Annotated in this window: 12 protein-coding genes; 3 read left to right on the forward strand and 9 right to left on the reverse strand. The window is 72.5% G+C overall.

Annotated features, from left to right (window positions below; genetic code table 11):
- Positions 1-43: 43 nt before the first annotated feature.
- Positions 44-3,385, forward strand: coding sequence for an exo-alpha-sialidase (locus tag GCE65_RS13215; protein ID WP_153878719.1), 3,342 nt, complete (start codon positions 44-46; stop codon positions 3,383-3,385).
- Between the two features lie 88 nt (positions 3,386-3,473).
- On the opposite strand, the gene purN is transcribed toward GCE65_RS13215, so the two are convergent.
- Positions 3,474-4,082 carry a phosphoribosylglycinamide formyltransferase gene (gene purN, locus GCE65_RS13220; RefSeq protein ID WP_370460128.1) on the reverse strand — a complete coding sequence of 203 codons (609 nt, stop codon included), beginning with the start codon at positions 4,080-4,082 and terminating at the stop codon, positions 3,474-3,476.
- A 140-nt stretch (positions 4,083-4,222) separates the two neighbouring features.
- Here purN and GCE65_RS13225 point away from each other — a divergent pair, with 140 nt between their 5' ends.
- Positions 4,223-4,795 carry a hypothetical protein gene (locus GCE65_RS13225; RefSeq protein WP_152910011.1) on the forward strand — a complete coding sequence of 191 codons (573 nt, stop codon included), beginning with the start codon at positions 4,223-4,225 and terminating at the stop codon, positions 4,793-4,795.
- A 71-nt stretch (positions 4,796-4,866) separates the two neighbouring features.
- Here GCE65_RS13225 and GCE65_RS13230 read toward each other — a convergent pair whose 3' ends face one another.
- From GCE65_RS13230 to GCE65_RS13255, 7 genes are all read right to left on the reverse strand, one after another.
- The gene (locus GCE65_RS13230) at positions 4,867-6,123 is read right to left on the reverse strand and encodes a DUF6350 family protein (RefSeq protein WP_153878721.1); all 1,257 of its coding nucleotides are present in this window, start codon (positions 6,121-6,123) and stop codon (positions 4,867-4,869) included.
- A gap of 75 nt (positions 6,124-6,198) precedes the next feature.
- Complete coding sequence (sucD, locus tag GCE65_RS13235; RefSeq protein WP_152910009.1) at positions 6,199-7,089, reverse strand: succinate--CoA ligase subunit alpha; 891 nt, start codon at positions 7,087-7,089, stop codon at positions 6,199-6,201.
- 29 nt (positions 7,090-7,118) lie between these two features.
- Positions 7,119-8,294, reverse strand: a complete 1,176-nt coding sequence (gene sucC / locus GCE65_RS13240) for an ADP-forming succinate--CoA ligase subunit beta (protein WP_153878722.1) — start codon at positions 8,292-8,294, stop codon at positions 7,119-7,121.
- A 140-nt stretch (positions 8,295-8,434) separates the two neighbouring features.
- Positions 8,435-9,472, reverse strand: a complete 1,038-nt coding sequence (locus GCE65_RS16325) for a Gfo/Idh/MocA family protein (protein WP_194928714.1) — start codon at positions 9,470-9,472, stop codon at positions 8,435-8,437.
- 155 nt (positions 9,473-9,627) lie between these two features.
- A complete protein-coding gene (locus GCE65_RS16330; RefSeq protein WP_194928715.1) occupies positions 9,628-9,888 on the reverse strand; it encodes a hypothetical protein in 261 nt (86 codons plus the stop codon).
- Positions 9,889-9,989: 101 nt separating this feature from the next.
- A complete protein-coding gene (locus GCE65_RS13250; RefSeq protein ID WP_153878724.1) occupies positions 9,990-12,017 on the reverse strand; it encodes an acyltransferase family protein in 2,028 nt (675 codons plus the stop codon).
- A gap of 105 nt (positions 12,018-12,122) precedes the next feature.
- Positions 12,123-12,824 (reverse strand): YafY family protein, encoded by a 702-nt coding sequence (locus GCE65_RS13255; RefSeq protein ID WP_153879286.1) that lies wholly within the window; start codon positions 12,822-12,824, stop codon positions 12,123-12,125.
- Between the two features lie 73 nt (positions 12,825-12,897).
- Here GCE65_RS13255 and GCE65_RS13260 point away from each other — a divergent pair, with 73 nt between their 5' ends.
- Positions 12,898-13,638 (forward strand): alpha/beta fold hydrolase, encoded by a 741-nt coding sequence (locus GCE65_RS13260; protein ID WP_152910005.1) that lies wholly within the window; start codon positions 12,898-12,900, stop codon positions 13,636-13,638.
- Positions 13,639-13,692: 54 nt separating this feature from the next.
- Here GCE65_RS13260 and pcrA read toward each other — a convergent pair whose 3' ends face one another.
- Positions 13,693-16,116: a DNA helicase PcrA gene (gene pcrA, locus GCE65_RS13265; protein ID WP_152910004.1), complete on the reverse strand. Its 2,424-nt coding sequence runs from the start codon at positions 16,114-16,116 to the stop codon at positions 13,693-13,695.
- Between the last annotated feature and the right edge of the window lie 129 nt (positions 16,117-16,245).

Below are 16,245 nucleotides of genomic sequence, written 5' to 3' on the forward strand. Positions count from 1 at the left end.
TGTAGCATCTGAGGGGTTCACCGTCGATCCACCTGGAGTCACAATGGCTGTGTTTTTCCGGCGCTCCCGACGAGCTGCCGCGGCCGGCGCCGCATTCGCGCTGAGCCTCATCGGTCTCGCCCCCGCGGCGTTCGCCGACCCCGGCGACCCCGGCGACCCCGCGGGCGGCCCGTGGGACGTCGACACGACCCTCCCGGCGAGCTACGCGGACCAGCGCCTGGCCACGGGAGGCAGCGAGGGCTTCACGTGCTACCGGATCCCCGCCCTGACGACGGCGGGCGACGGCACCGTCCTGGCCGCCTGGGACGGGCGACCGGGCGGCTGCGGCGACGCCCCCAATCCGAACTCGATCGTGCTGCGCACCTCCGACGACCACGGCGAGACCTGGTCCGCGCAGCGGACGATCGCCCAGGGCCACGGCGACCCCGACAAGCTCGGGTTCTCCGATCCGTCCTTCGTGGTCGACCGGGAGACCGGGGAGATCTTCACGTTCTTCGTCATGTCCCATGACTGGGGCTGGCACCAGGGCGGCTCGAACCCGCCGGCGAACGAGCGCCAGGTGATGGACGCCGTCTACATCTCCTCCCGCGACGGCGGCCAGACCTGGTCCGAGCCGGTCGAGGTGACCGGAGCGCTCGACCCGGGAGGCGCGGGCGAGGTGTTCAACGGCCGGTTCGCCGCCTCCGGTGAGGGCATTCAACTGCGATACGGCGAGTACGCCGGCCGGCTGATCCAGCAGTACACGGTCCGGGACCTGAGCAGGGGCGGCGGCATGTACGCGGTCTCGCTCTACTCCGACGACCACGGGGCCACGTGGCACGCCGGCGCCCCGGTGGGCCCGAACCTCGACGAGAACAAGGTGGTCGAGCTCTCCGACGGCCGAGTCATGCTCAACTCCCGTTCCTCCGGCCGGAGCGGCGGCCGCTGGATCGCCTACTCCTCCGACGGCGGCGAGACCTACACCGATCCCGTGTTCGACACGAACCTTCCCGACCCGCGCAACAACGCCTCGATCATCCGTGCGTTCCTGAACGCGGACCAGGGCAGCGACGAGGCGAAGGTGCTGCTCTTCTCCAACGCGAACGCCACGAGCCGCTCGAACGGCACGATCCGGGTCTCCTACGACGACGGGCAGACCTGGCCCGACGCGAAGGTGTTCGAGCCGGGTGGAATGTCCTACTCGACCTTGACGACGCTCGCCGACGGATCCATCGGCCTGCTGTACGAGCCGGGCGGCCAGAACATCCAATTCGCCCGATTCACCTGGGCCTGGCTCGACGCCGCCGGGGTCACGATCACCGCGGCCGACCGCGCGCTCCACCGCGGCGACGACAGCATCGACCTGACCATCGGCAACCTCGGACCGGCCGGCGACCTGCCCGCCGGAAGTCTGAGCATCGACGGAACGCTCGAGGTGACCGCGGCCGACGTCCCGGTGCCGGCCATCGCGGCCGGCGCGCAGGCGACGATCACCGTGCCGGTCACGATCGGGGAGTTCGTGGACCCGGGCGACCTCCACGTCACCGCCGCCTACACCGCGGGCGGGACGAGCATCGATTCGCCCCTGACCCTGCCGGTGCAGCTCCAGGACGGACAGATCGCCTCGACCGCGATCCCGCAGTCGGCATTCACGGCCTCCGCCTCGTCGACGCCGCAGCCCGGCCATGGGCCGGAGAGCATGTTCGACGGTGACACCGGAACGCTGTATCACACCGCGTGGTACACCGGCACGGACGACACCGAGGTCCCGGGCGGCTTCACGGTCGACCTGGGCGATGCCCAGGATCTCGCCTACATCACCCTGGTGCCCCGCGCCGACGGCCTCAATGGCACGATCGGCCGGTACCGCATCCTCAGCGGAACGGACGCCGACTCCCTCACCGAGCACAGCACGGGCACGTGGCCCGCGAATTCGGACCCGAGGCGCGTGTACTTCGGCGGTGAATCGACTCGCTACGTGCGGGTCGAGGCCGTGAGCACCTACGGCGACACCGCCGACAAGTGGATCTCGGTGGCCGAATTCGAGGCCCGCCGGGTCGGTCGGGAGCCGCTCCTGGACATCTCGCTCACCCTCGCCGGCGAGCCGGCCGCCTCGTACGCGGTCGGCGACCGGATCCCGGTCGCGGCCCACGTCGAGAACACCTCCGACGAGACCCTCGACGCCGTCCCGCGTGCCGGCGAGTGGCGGGGACTGTACCCGGGTTGTCGCTACGTCGGCATGGAACCGGGCTTCGGCTACGACTGCACGGCCGAGTACGTCGTCACGCAGGCGGATCTGGACCGCGGGTACGTCGATCTGGGCCAGACCTGGGCCGTGGACGACGAGAACATCGCCCAGAACCCGGCCACGGATCCGATCCAGGAATTGGTCATCGCGGGCCCCCGGGTCAACCTGGGCATTCACGCGACCAATCTCGGCGCCTGGAACCCTCCCGCGCCCGCGGAGATCGTGGCGGGCACGCAGCTCACATATCGATTCCAGTACTCGAACACGACGAACGCGACGGTCGCGCTCGTGCCGATCGAGGGTGACTTCAGCGGCTTCCACATCACCGAGACCCCGAACTGCCGCTACGGCGCCCTGGCTCCCGGAGCCGACCCGATCTGTTCCACCGCGGTGTACACGGTGACCGCCGACGACGTCTCCGCGGGCTTCGTCGCGCCGCCCGCACGGTTCGCCGTGGGCCCGAACGCGTCCGGGGCCGATCCGTTCTTCGTGCTCGACGTGCCCGCGCCGCGGATCGACCTGCCCGAACCGGCGGCGTCGCCGACGATCGCCACGATCACCGGGGTCGAGGGCGTCACCGTCGCCTACGGCACCTCCGAGGCCGACGCCCTCGCCGCCCTACCCGCGACCACGACCGTCACCGACAGCGACGGCGGCACCCACACCGTCGACCTCACCTGGACCATCGCGGACTATGACGGCCACCGGGCGGGCGATCATGCCGCCATCGCCGTCTTCGCCCTCCCCGACGGCCTCACCCAGACCGACCCCGCCACCCCCCTCGCGGTGGCGGCCACGATCACGGTCGACGTGGACGAGAGTGACGGCACCGACGGCGACGGCTCGGATACCGGTGGGAGCGACAGCGACGGTGGCAATCCCGATACCGGCGACAGTGACGGCGCCGGCAGCGGCACCGACGCAGGGTCGGGATCGGCGGGCCCGACCGACCCGACCGTGCCGACCGACCCGACCGTTCCGGCCGACCCGACGGGATCCGCCGGGGCCGCGGCCGGCGCGGACCAGGCGCCGCCTCAGACCCCGGGCGGGGAGCTGCCCGACACCGGCACGGCGGTCGGCACGATCGCGCTGCTGTCGGCGGCCCTCGCGGTCGCGGGCGCGGTGCTCGTGCTCCGAAGTCGCCGCCGATCCGCCTGATCGGCGGATCGCCCGGCCCCACACCGAACGAGCGGCACCCCGCGGGGGCCGCTCGTTCGGCGTATCGGGTCGTTCGGCTTGTCGGGCGTCAGCCGGCGCCGAGCACGACCCGGCGCCCCTCGATGCGCCAGCCGTCGCGGCACAGCCGGCCGAGGTGGTCCACGAGCTGGGCGCGCTCGGCGACCTTGATCCGCTCGGTCAGGGTCTCGACGGTGTCGTCGTCGGCCACCGGGACGGCGACCTGGGCGACGATCACGCCGGTGTCGATGCCTGCGTCGACGATGAAGAGGGTCGCCCCGGTGAGCTTGACGCCGTACTCGAGCGCGTCCCGCGGGCCGTGGATGCCGGGGAACGCGGGCAGCAGGGTGTTGTGCGTGTTGAGGAACCGGCCGCCGAACTCCGCGAGGAACTCGGCCCCCACGAGCTTGAGGAAGCCGGCGCTGATGACCAGGTCGGGGTTGAACGCGGCGACCCTTGCCGTGAGCGAGCGGTCCCACTCCACCCGGTCGGCCGCATCACCGACGCGCGTGACGAAGGTGGGGATCCCGGCGGCGGCCGCGAGCTCGAGCCCGCCGCAGTCCCGGTCGGCGCCGACTGCGACGATCCGGGCGCCGTACCCCTCCACCCGGGCCGCGTCGATGAGCGCCTCCAGGTTCGATCCGCCACCGGAGACCAGGACCACGACGCGTGCACTCACGGCAGGTGAGCCTACCGGCATCCTCCCCCGGCGCACGATTTCTTCCCCCCGCCGGGGGTCTGCGAGACTGGAACCGGCCGGAACCGGCCGATCGTCGGAACCGGCGATGCCCCGACGAGCCGACGAAAGCACGGTGAGACGTGAGCGCGAGCAGCGACGACTCGTCCGAGGACGAGCGCAACGAGCCCGCCCGGAACCCCTACGCGGCCCCGAAGCACGGCGCGCCGACCCCGCCGCCGCGGGCGCCCGAACCACGCCGGCCCGCCGAGTCTCAGCGGCCGGGCGAGCCGAACGGCCCGCGGCAGGGAATGCCCGAGCTGCCCGACAAGGAACAGCTCAAGGAGCTGGGTCGCTCGCTCGCCTGGTTCGGCGCCGCGATGCTGGGAACCTTCCTCGCCTCCCAGCTCCCGCTGCCGGTCGGCGCGGCGACCCCGGTGCTCGGCGTGGCCACGATCTGGCTCGGGGTCCGCGCGATCATCCGCAGCCGGAAGATCTCGACCCGCAACCTCCTCACTCCGATGGCGATCATGGGCATCGTGCTGGCGCTGCTGCTCACGCTCGCGGGCACCTCACGCGTGGTGCTGTGGCCGATCGAGGTGGCCAAGCAGGAGTGCCTGCAGCTCGCGATCACCAACACGGCCAGGACCGAATGCGTGAACGAATACAACACGGCCCTGCAGGAGCGGCTCGACTCCCTCACCCCGGGGAGCTGATCACGCTCGCCTGATTCGAGCGTAGGGACGACGCACGCGCGCCTTTCGCGGTCGCCGAGCCCGTCGCCGGACTAGTCGGCGACGGGGGTGCCCCGCACCTGCCGCCACCACATCCGCAGCCAGCCCGCCGCCGCCCGCACTCCGGCCGCGGTCGCAGGGTGCAGCACCGTGCCCAGGACGGCGATCCCGGCGCCGAGCTGCCACCACGCGGCCAGCCCCACCGCGACCGCGGAGGCTCCCCAGTGCGACATCCGCCCCGGTCCGGCGGCACCGGCCGACAGCCCCTGCACCGCCGCGAGCAGCGTCGCCGCCACGAGGGCGGCCAGCGCGGCCACGAGCCACACCTGCCACAGGGGCAACTCCCGTGTGCGCCGGTGCAACCAGAGCCCGCCCAGGAGGCCGACGAGGAGACCGGCGAGCCCGAGGATCGGCAGCGTCGCCACCATCGAGTCGGGATCGGGCAGCGCCCCGAGGATCGGCAGCGCCGGCAGCGGCCCGGAGACCACCTCGCCCGGCGCGAAGAGCGTGTCGGCGCCGGCGGCGAACCCGGGCCCGAGGAGGAACGCGGTCGCCCACACGATGAGCGTGGGCAGGAGCAGCAGGTCGACCAGCACCGTCACTGCGGTCGAGATCGGGTCGGTGCGCAGGCTCTCGTGCAGCGCCGTGATGAGGTCGAGTCCGGCGACGACGCTCGCGAGGGTGGCGATCGTGGCGACGGCGGTCAGCGCGAGCGCGGCCAGCACTCCGCCGCGCAGCGCGAGCCGGGGCACGACCCCGAACCCGCCCCACAGCCGCGCGAGCCACGCGAGGCGCGGGTAGCGTCCCCGCATGCCCAGCACCGCGCCGGCGGCGGGCACGCCCACCCCGCCGAGGAGCGCCGTCCATACGCCGTCGAGGGAGGCGAGCTGGGCGAGCAGCGCCGTGAGCACGGCGTAGGTGACCACGGCGAAGCCGACCGCCCCCCATGAGTCGAGGCGGGCGCGGCGCAGCGACGCCGAGGTGAGGAGCACGGCCAGCAGGGTGACGCCCACGGGCACGATGCTCACCGCGCCGGCGGCCAGGGTGATCGTGGCGCCGTGGCCGAGCAGCCACAGGCCGGTCCCGGCCCGGGCCGCCTCGATCCAACTCGCCGAGCCGAGTTCGGGCGATGCCGCGGTGGCGACGTAGGTGGCCACCGCGGGAACGACGATCGCGAGCCACGAGCCGAGCGCGGCCTCCGCGCCGCCGAGGACGCCCCGGAGCCAGAGCTGCGGCAACAGGGCACGCAACCGGGAGTCGGGGCCGGCCGGGTCGTGGTCGACGACGCGGCGCGTCGAGGTGTCAGTCATCGTCTCTATCGTGAACGACGTCCGCCCCGCCGTAGGTGCGGCGGGGCGGTGTGTCGTGCAATCGCGCGGGCGGGGTCAGCCCTCGAGGATCTCCCGCACGAGCAGGGCGGTCTCGGAGGGGGTCTTGCCCACCTTGACGCCGGCGGCCTCGAGGGCCTCCTTCTTCGCCTGGGCGGTGCCGGAGGATCCGGAGACGATGGCCCCGGCGTGGCCCATGGTCTTGCCCTCGGGGGCGGTGAATCCGGCGACGTAGCCGACGACGGGCTTGGTCACGTGGGCCTTGATGTACTCGGCCGCCCGCTCCTCGGCGTCGCCGCCGATCTCGCCGATCATGACGATGACCTCGGTGTCGGGGTCCTCCTCGAAGCCGGCGAGGGCGTCGATGTGGGTGGTGCCGATGACCGGGTCGCCGCCGATGCCGATCGCGGAGGAGAAGCCGAAGTCGCGCAGCTCGTACATGAGCTGGTAGGTGAGCGTGCCGGACTTGGACACGAGGCCGATGCGGCCCGCACCGGCGATGTCGCCGGGGATGATCCCGACGTTCGACTGGCCGGGGCTGATGAGGCCCGGGCAGTTCGGGCCGACGAGCCGCACCCCGGCCTCGGCCGCGAGGTTGTAGAACTCCGCGGAGTCCTTGACGGGTACGCCCTCGGTGATGATGACCGTGAGCGGCATGCCCGCCTCGATCGCCTCGACCACCGCGGACCGGGTGAACTTCGGCGGCACGAACACGACCGAGACGTTCGCGCCGGTGGCGGCCATGGCCTCGGCCACCGTGCCGTACACCGGCACGGCCCGGGTCTCGCCCTTGATGTCGAAGTCGACGGACGTGCCCGCCTTGCGCGGGTTCACCCCGCCGACGATCTGCGTGCCGTAGGCGAGCATCCGGGTCGTGTGCTTCATGCCCTCGGAGCCGGTCATGCCCTGGACGACGACGCGCGAGGAGTCGTTGAGGAAGATTGCCATTGTCTTGAGTTCTCCTAGCTTCGGGCGACTCAGGCGTTCGCCAGCTCGGCGGCCTTGTCGGCGGCGCCGTCCATGGTGTCGACGAGGGTGACGAGCGGGTGGTTCGCGTCGGCGAGGATCGCCCGGCCGGCGTCGACGGAGTTGCCGTCGAGGCGCACGACGAGCGGCTTGGTGGCCGCGTCGCCGAGGATCTCGAGGGCCTGCACGATGCCCGAGGCGACCTGGTCGCACGCGGTGATCCCGCCGAAGACGTTGACGAAGACGCTCTTGACCTGCGGGTCGCCGAGGATGACGTCGAGGCCCGCGGCCATGACGGAGGCGGACGCGCCGCCGCCGATGTCGAGGAAGTTGGCGGGCTTGACGCCGCCGTGCTTCTCGCCGGCGTAGGCCACGACGTCGAGGGTGCTCATGACCAGGCCCGCGCCGTTGCCGATGACGCCGACGGCGCCGTCGAGCTTGACGTAGTTGAGGCCCGCCTCGGCGGCCTTCGCCTCGAGCGGGTCGGCCGCGGCGGAATCCTCCAGGCCGGCGTGCTCGGGCTGGCGGAACTCGGCGTTGTCGTCGAGGGTGACCTTGCCGTCGAGGGCGATGATCTCGCCCGCGCCCGTCTTGACGAGGGGGTTCACCTCGACGAGCGTGGCGTCCTCGGCCGCGTAGACCCCCCACAGCTTGACGATCGCCGCGGCGACCTTCGGCGCCGTCTCGGCGTCGAAGCCGGCGGCGGCCACGATCTCGTCGGCCTTGGCGGCGTCGATGCCCACGTTCGGGTCGATCGCCACCTTCGCGAGCGCCTCGGGCCGCTCGACCGCGAGCTGCTCGATCTCCATGCCGCCCTCGACGGAGCACATCGCCAGGTAGCGGCGCTCGGCCCGGTCGAGCAGCACGGAGAAGTAGTACTCCTCGGCGATGTCGGCGCCCTCGGCGATCATGACGCGGTGGACCGTGTGGCCCTTGATGTCCATTCCGAGGATCTCGCCGGCGCGCTCGGCCGCCTCGTCCGCGGACTTCGCGATCTTGACGCCGCCGGCCTTGCCCCGGCCACCGGTCTTGACCTGGGCCTTGACCACGACGACACCGCCGTCGGGTGGGAGCAGCTCGGCCGCCGCCGACTTCGCCTCCTCGGGCGTCGTTGCGACGATGCCCCGCAGCACGGGCACGCCGTGCTTCTCGAAGACGTCACGCGCCTGGTATTCGAACAGGTCCACTGAGCCTCGCTCCTCGAAAATGTCGACAGATGAACGTCGTGCCTCGGCAACGAGGCCCTCCCCAGACTAACGCCGCCCGAGCCCGGCCGCCCACGAGATCCCCCCGGGGGTGGCGTGAGGCGGGTCACGCGCCGGCGCACTCACCGCGTATGGACGGCGCTGCGCAGCTCCCGTTCGTCCACGGCGACCGGCCCGCGCGTACGCACCGATTCGAGGGCGGCCTGCGCGATCGCCACCGAGACGACCCCGTCGAACGGCTCGACCCGAGCGGGCGCTCCGTCGATCGCGGCGAGCAGATCGCGCAGCTGGGCCGTGAAGGGGCTGTCGGCCGGGTCCCCGGCGGGGATGTAGGCGGCCTCCCCGGTGCCGGTCGGATCGAGGGTGAGGCTGCGGGCGTCGAGGGTGGAGTGTCGCAGGGCGGCGGTCGTGCCGTGCAGGTCGAATCCGGTGGTGAACTCCAGGCCGGGCGGCCCCCAGTAGCCGGTCACCTGGCTCGTCGCGCCGCTTGCGTGGGTCAGGGTCACGGCCGCGGTGTGCACGGGCGCGGGCGGCTCGCCGGACCCGCTCGCGGTGCCCGTCGCGCCCGTCGCGCGGCGGGCGTACACCTCGGTCACCTCGCCGGCGAACCAGCGGGCCTGGTCGAGGTCGTGCACGAGCTGATCCATGATGATCCCGCCGCTGGCGGCCTCGTCGTAGAACCAGCCGCCGGCGGGCGGGGCCGTGCCGGCGCGCAGGAATCGGGTGGCGAGGACCTCGCCGATCTCACCCGCGGCCACGCGGGCACGGGCCTCGGCATAGGCCGGGAAGTAGCGCACGACGTGGGCGGGGAACAGCACGCCCGCGGACGTGGCCGCGGCGGCCGCGATGTCGATCGCCTCGGCCACGGTGCGCCCGAGTGGCTTCTCGCACACGACGTGCCTCCCGGCGGCGAGCGCGGCGAGGGCGTACTCGCGGTGGGTGGCCGGCGGCGTGAGGATCCCGACGATGTCGCTGCCCTCGATGAGCTCGCCGACGGTCGCTGCCGCCCGGGCCCCGACCCGCTCGGCGGCGGCGCGCGCCCCGGAGCGGGAGTAGAGGGTGAGATCGGATCCGAGCACCTGCCAGCCGGCGATATGGGCGGCGGAGATCCCGCCGGTACCGATGAGCCCCACCCGTGGCCGTCCCGATCGACTCCGCACGCACGCTCTCCTTCGTCGTTGAACCGGCCGTGAGTGACCGCGGCACGCCGTCCCTGCGGTGCTCGGGCTCACGCTACCGTGGGCAGGTGGGCAGACAGCCCGCGAGCTGCCGGATGGCCGGGGACGCTCGAGCCGACGTCGCCCGCGTGCCGCTCCTACTGGTAGGGCCCGGGCGGCATCTGGCGCGGATCGCCGCCGGGGTGCATGGGACCGGGGCCCGGCTGGTACCCGCCCTGCCCCGGGGGCGGGTTGAACGCTCCGCGCTCCCGGGCCCGCATGATCCCGTTGGTCACCGCGGCGCGGATGATCAGGTAGAAGATCCAGATCACCAGAGCGAAGATCGCCAGGTAGATCACGATGCCGATGAGCAGCATGACGCCGGCGCCGGCGAAGCCCCAGTCGGGAAGGTTGTTCATAGCGGCCGCCTTTCGTTGGAGGTAGCCCGAACCCTAGCGGGCGCGGGCTCGCCCGGCGCGCGAACGCGAGGCTTCGTCGAGGTCGACGGGGCGGGACGGCCTCAGCCGCCCGTGGCATCCGGTGCCGGCTCGGTAGAGGGTTCGGTGGCCGGCTCATCGGACGGATCGGTGGCCGGCCCGGCCGAGGTGTCCTCGGGCGCCACGTCCAGCCCGAGCTCGCCGAATGCGTCCTGCACCACCGCGGAATACAGGTACATGCCCTCCATGTCCGGGTGGGTCTGATCCGGCTGGAGCCGATCGGGGTGCTCGGTGGCCGCCTGGTGCCAGTCGGCCACCGCGACGTTCTCCCGCGCGGCGGCGACGGCCGCGAGGTTGTCGTTCGACTCCTCCACCCAGAAGCTCGAACCATAGATGTTCACGAGCACGACGGACCGGTCCGGGCCGAGGGCGTCGAGCGTCGCATCGATGAGGGCGACGTCGCGGGCGCCCGCGTTCGTGCCGGCGGCGATGATCACGACGTCGCGCACCGTGCCCGCGGCCAGCGCGTCGTCGATCGCCTCCGCGACGGCGGGCCACTGCCGGTTCGACTCGGCGTCGATGTCGATCCCGGGCAGCTCGGCCGCGAGCGCGGGGGCGGCGACGTAGAGCATCGAGTCGCCGAAGGAGCTGATATCCGACCCGGTGATCTCCCCGGTCACCCGCTCGGAACCGTCGGGTGTGGCGGCGGCATCGGTCCGAGCGGCCCCGCCGACGTACTCGGCAGCCTCCGCCATCGCACGTTCGAGGCTGTTCTGGGTCGGGGCGGTGGCCCAGGCCACGACGAAGGCCGCGAGCACCGCGGCACCCGCCGCGGCCGTCACGACCTTGCCGCGCGGGCGGCGGGCTCCGAACCAGGCACGGGCCCGGCGGAGGGTCTCGATGAACCCCAGGCGGCGCACCGGGTTCTCGATCCACGTGAACGACGCGGCGGCCAGGGCGATCGTCAGGCCGACCGCGAGCATCTTCCCGGCCCACCAGGCTCCCGAGTCCGCCGTGGCCGCAGGGAGGACCGCGGTCACGATGAGCAGCACCGGCCAGTGCCACATGTAGATCCCGTAGGAGCGCCGGCCGATCCACGCGAGCGGTCCGGCCTCGAGGATCCGCGTGAGCGGGCTCGGCCCGCCGGGAAGGGCCGCGATGATCGCGGCCGTCGCGAGGGAGGCGAGGACCAGGCCGCCGCGATAGGCGAAGGGGGCTGCGCCGTCCACACGCATCATGAGCACGACGAGCGCGATCGCGCCGGCACCCGCGCCGGCGAACCGCCACCGCTGCCATGCGCGGCCGCGGAAGAACCGGGGGCCGTCGGGCGCGAGGGCGAGGGCGAGCCCCGCGCCGATGAGCAGGCCGAACGCGTGGGTGTCGGTGCCGTAGTAGACGCGGGTGGGGGCGTCCGGGTCGAGCAGGAGCGCCATGGCGAGCGCGCTGGCGAGGGCTCCGGCGGCCAGCAGGCCGATGCGCAGCCGGGTGCTGCTCACGGCCGCGAGCAGGACCACGGTGATCACGGGCCACACGAGGTAGAACTGCTCCTCCACCGCGAGCGACCAGAAGTTGACGAAGAGGTTCGGGGTGGCCGCGTCGAAATAGGAGGAGCCGGCGCCGATCTCGAGCCAGTTGTTCGAGAACGTGACGGCGCCGACGATGTGACGGCCGATGTCCACGAGCAGGTCACCGCCGGCGACCAGGGCGAGCACGGTCGAGGCGACCACGACCGTGACGAGCGCGGGCAGGAGCCGGCGGGCGCGCCGCACCCAGAAGGCGGGCAGGTCGATGCGCCCGTTCTTGGCGAGTTCGCGCAGGAGCAGGGTGGTGATGAGGTAGCCGGAGATGACGAAGAAGACGTCGACGCCGATGAAGCCGCCCCGCAGGCTCGCCGGGCGCACGTGGAAGACGAGCACGGCGATGATCGCGATCGCGCGCAGCCCGTCGAGCCCGTGGATGCGCCAGGGCGTGGGTGGCGTGCCGGCCACTCGGCCGCGGCGGGCTGTACCGGTCGGGCCGGTCGGGCCGGTCGAGCCGGTCGGGCCGGTCGAGCCACGTCCCTCGGGCCGGGTTGCCCGTGACCGATCACGGGTGACGGCTGGTGCTGCCACGGCGACCTCCGCTCACGATCCCCGCGGGCTCGGGCCGCGGTCTTGAACTCAAGGCTAGGCCGCGGCACCGACATCACCTACGCGCCACGAGCGGCGTGGCGCGATTCACCCCGGCGATGGCCGCGCCGCCGGCCTGGCGTTCGGGGGCGGCGTGCCGACCTCGTCGATGGTGTGGCCCTCGCATGGCGTGGTCGTGACGCCCGCTCGCTCGATGCGGTCGACCATGAACCAGCGAACCGCGCCGCGCAGGCGACACCAACCGATCAGGTACCAGCGGCCGTTGGTCGAGGCGAACAGCATGGGCTCGACGTCGCGACTGGTCGTCGCGCCCTCCCCCGACGTGTAGCGGATCCGAAGGACCCGCTGGTCGGCCATGGCCTCCTCCAACGCAGACCTGACGGCCCGCGACGACGACCGCGTCGCGTCGACCCACACGCGCTGCGCCAACTCCTCGGCCCGTGTCCGGGTCCGGGGATCGAGCACATCGACGATCTTCCGGACCCCGGCGGAGGCCAGATCGGCGTAGGGGGCGTCGGGCGCGGCCGCGACAGCCGCCAGGAGCGCGACGGCTTGAGCCGGGGACAGGGTCACCGGTGGGAGTGAGGCACCCGCCACCAGCCCGTACCCACCGCCGGGACCGGGGCGCGACCAGATCGGTGCACCGCTGCTCTCCAGCGCCGCCACATCGCGCTTGACCGTACGCACGGACACCCCGAACTCCGCCGCGAGCGTCTCGGCGGTCCAACCCCGCGCTCCGCCGCGGCGCAGCATCTCCGACAGCGCGTGGAGCCGCTCGGCTCGCTTCACCGGAACCACCAGGCAGACTTCATGCCGGAAATGGTGACACACACCTGTCCGGCGGCCCTGAGAACATCGAGACATGACAACGACATCGACCCCGAGCGACCCCACGATCATCCTCATCCCCGGCCACTGGCTGGGCGCCTGGGCCTGGGATGACGTGCTCGAACACCTGTCGGCCGCGGGCGCGGCGGCCACCGCGGTGACCCTTCCGGGCCTGGACGAGCACGACCCCGAGCGATCGTCCAAGACCCTGGCGGACCAGGCTGCGGCGATCGAGGACGTCGTGACTCGGGCGGCAGGTGGCCAGGGTGTGGTTCTCGTGGCTCACAGCGGCGCGAACGCCCCCGTCACCCTCGTTCTGGACCGATGCCCCGAGCTCATCCGCCGAGTGGTCTGGGTCGATTCCGGGCCGGTCGCCCCCGGAAGCGTGTTCGCGCCCGATGTGCCGGAGGACCTGGCGGAGCTTCCGCTGCCTCCCTTCGACGTTCTCGGGGAGCAGGCCGGCCTCGAGGGCCTGAGCGCCGAGGTGCTCGACCGCTTCCGGTCCCGGGCCGTACCGGAGCCCGGCCCCGTGCTTCGTGCGCCGGTGCACCTGACGAACGCTGCGCGGCTGAGCGTGCCGACCACGCTCGTGTGCTGCTCGATCTCGAGCGCGCAGGTGCTGGAGCTCGCCGAGGCCGGCCACCCCGTGTTCGCCGAGGTCGTCGAGTTCGAGCACCGGGAGTTCGTCGACCTGCCCACGGGGCACTGGCCCATGTGGAGCCGCCCCCGAGACTTGGCCGAAGCGATCCACTGCGCTGCCACCCGGGCCGCCTGAACCGCGACCGTCCGCCCTCTCTCCCGGCCGGCCCCGCAGGTCACCCGTGTCGCCTCAGAGCTTGGTCACCGGGGAGAAGCGCAGGAGCAGCCGCTTGATGTTGGAGTCGCCGAAGTCGACGTGGGCCACGGCGTTCGGCGTGCCGGGCTTCTCGACCTGCACGACGCGGCCGAGCCCGTAGGAGTCGTGGGTGACCCGGTCGCCGATCTCGAGGTTCGGCACCGGGCCGCGGGGCTTGGCCGAGCCGAACGAGGGGGTCGGCGCCGGATCGTTCTTCGCGATCCGGCGGCCGTAGTCGCCGTAGCCCGTGCCGCTCGAGGCGCCCCGGTCGTAGGCTCCGAGCTGTCGCAGCGTGCTCATGGCGGATTCGGTGCGACGCCAGTCGAGCAGGTCGGCGGGGATGTCGGCGATGAACCGGGAGGCGGGCAGCTCGTTCGGCGCGCCCCACATCGTGCGCAGCCCGGCCCGGGAGAGGTAGAGCCGCGTGCGGGCCCGCGTGAGGGCCACGTAGGCGAGGCGGCGCTCCTCGGCCAGTTCGTCGGGGTCCGCGAGGGAGCGCGAGTGCGGGAACGTGCCGTCCTCGAGGCCGGTCGCGAACACGATCGGGAACTCGAGGCCCTTGGCGGTGTGCACGGTCATGAGGGTGACCATGCCGCCCTCCTCCTCGCCGGGGAGCTGGTCGGCGTCGGCCACGAGCGCGACCCGTTCGAGGAAGTCGCCCAGGTCGGCGTCCGGGTCGGCCGCGGAGAACTCGGCCGCCACGGCGTGGAGCTCGGCGAGGTTCTCCACGCGGGTGGCGTCCTGCGGGTCGGAACTCTCCCGCAGCTGGGCCAGGTAGCCGGTCTCGTCGAGGATCGCGTCGAGCACCTCGGCAGGGCTCGCGCCCCCCGCCGCGAGGGTGCGGAACCCGGCGAGCATGTCGTTGAACGCCCGCAGCCCCGTCACGGCCCGGGTGCCGAGCCCGAGCACGTCGTCGAGTTGGTCGAGCGCAGCGCCGAAACTGATCCGCAGCCGCTCGGCGTGGCCGGCGACCATCGCCTCCGACCGCTCCCCCAGGCCGCGCTTGGGCACGTTGAGGATCCGTCGCAGGTTGACCGAGTCGTCGGGGTTGGCCACCGCGCGCAGGTAGGCGATGGCGTCCTTGACCTCGCGGCGCTCGTAGAACCGGGTGCCGCCGATGACCCGGTAGGGAAGGCCGCGCCGGACGAGCACCTCCTCGAGCGCCCGGGACTGGGCATTCGTGCGGTAGAAGATCGCCACGTCTCCGGCCCGGGCCTCGCCGGCGTCGATCAGCGCGTCGATCTCCTCGGCCACGAAGGCGGCCTCGTCGTGCTCGGTGTCGGCGACGTAGCCGACGATCTTGTCGCCCGCCCCGGCGGCGGTCCACAGGTTCTTCTTCGCCCGGCCGGGATTGCGTTCGATCACGGCGTTGGCGGCGGAGAGGATGGTCTGCGTGGACCGGTAGTTCTGCTCGAGCAGGATCGTGGTGGCGGCCGGATAGTCCTTCTCGAACTCGACGATATTGCGGATCGTGGCGCCGCGGAAGGCGTAGATCGACTGGTCCGCATCGCCCACCACGGTCAGCTCGGCCGCGGGCAGGTCGCCGCCGCCCGAGCCGGTGCCGGGCCCGCCGACGAGTTCGCGCACGAGCACGTATTGGGCGTGGTTCGTGTCCTGGTATTCGTCCACGAGCACGTGCCGGAACCGGCGCCGGTAGTGCTCGGCGATCGCGGGGAACGCCTGGAGCATCGTCACGGTCGACATGATCAGGTCGTCGAAGTCGAGGGCGTGCGCCTCCCGCAGCCGCTCCTGATAGCGCCGGTAGGCCGCGGCGAGGTTCTGCTCATACGGGTTCTCGGCGGCGGTGCGCGCGAAGTCGTCCGGGTCCACGAGGTCGTTCTTCAGGTCGGAGACCCGGTGGTAGAACGCCTTGGGTGGGAACCGCTTCGGGTCGAGGTCGAGCTCGCGGCAGACGAGGGTCATGAGCCGCTGCGCGTCGGCCGCGTCGTAGATGGAGAAGCTCGAGCGCAGCCCGATGGTCTTCGCCTCCCGGCGCAGGATCCGCACGCACGCCGAGTGGAACGTGGACACCCACATGCTCTTCGCGCGCGGGCCCACGAGCTCGGCCACCCGCTCGCGCATCTCCGCGGCGGCCTTGTTCGTGAACGTGATCGCGAGGATCTCCCCGGGCCGCGCTCGCCCGGTCGCGAGCAGGTGGGCGATCCGGTGCGCGAGCACGCGGGTCTTCCCCGACCCCGCTCCGGCGATGATGAGCAGCTGCCCGCCGGTGTGCGCCACCGCCTGGCGCTGCTGCGGGTTGAGACCGTCGAGGAGGTCGTCCGCCTGCGCGGTGCCCTCCGGGGGCGTGTGGACGACGTCGCTCCCCTCCGCGTCCTCCCCTCCGATCGCGGGGAGTTGGGCATGGGGGTCGAATCGTCGCTGATCCGGCAACGGCAGGTGGGCGAATAAGGATGTCATGGCCGCACCAGCCTACGACGGCCCGGCGACCCCGAGCGGCCCCACAGAATCATGGGGCCCATCCGCGCCATCCGGGCCATGCGAGCCACGGGGATGTGGGTGGCCCGGACCACCACTGACGTGGCCGCA

The organism is Pseudactinotalea sp. HY158 (genome assembly GCF_009660225.1).
Lineage (GTDB): Bacteria > Actinomycetota > Actinomycetes > Actinomycetales > Beutenbergiaceae > HY158.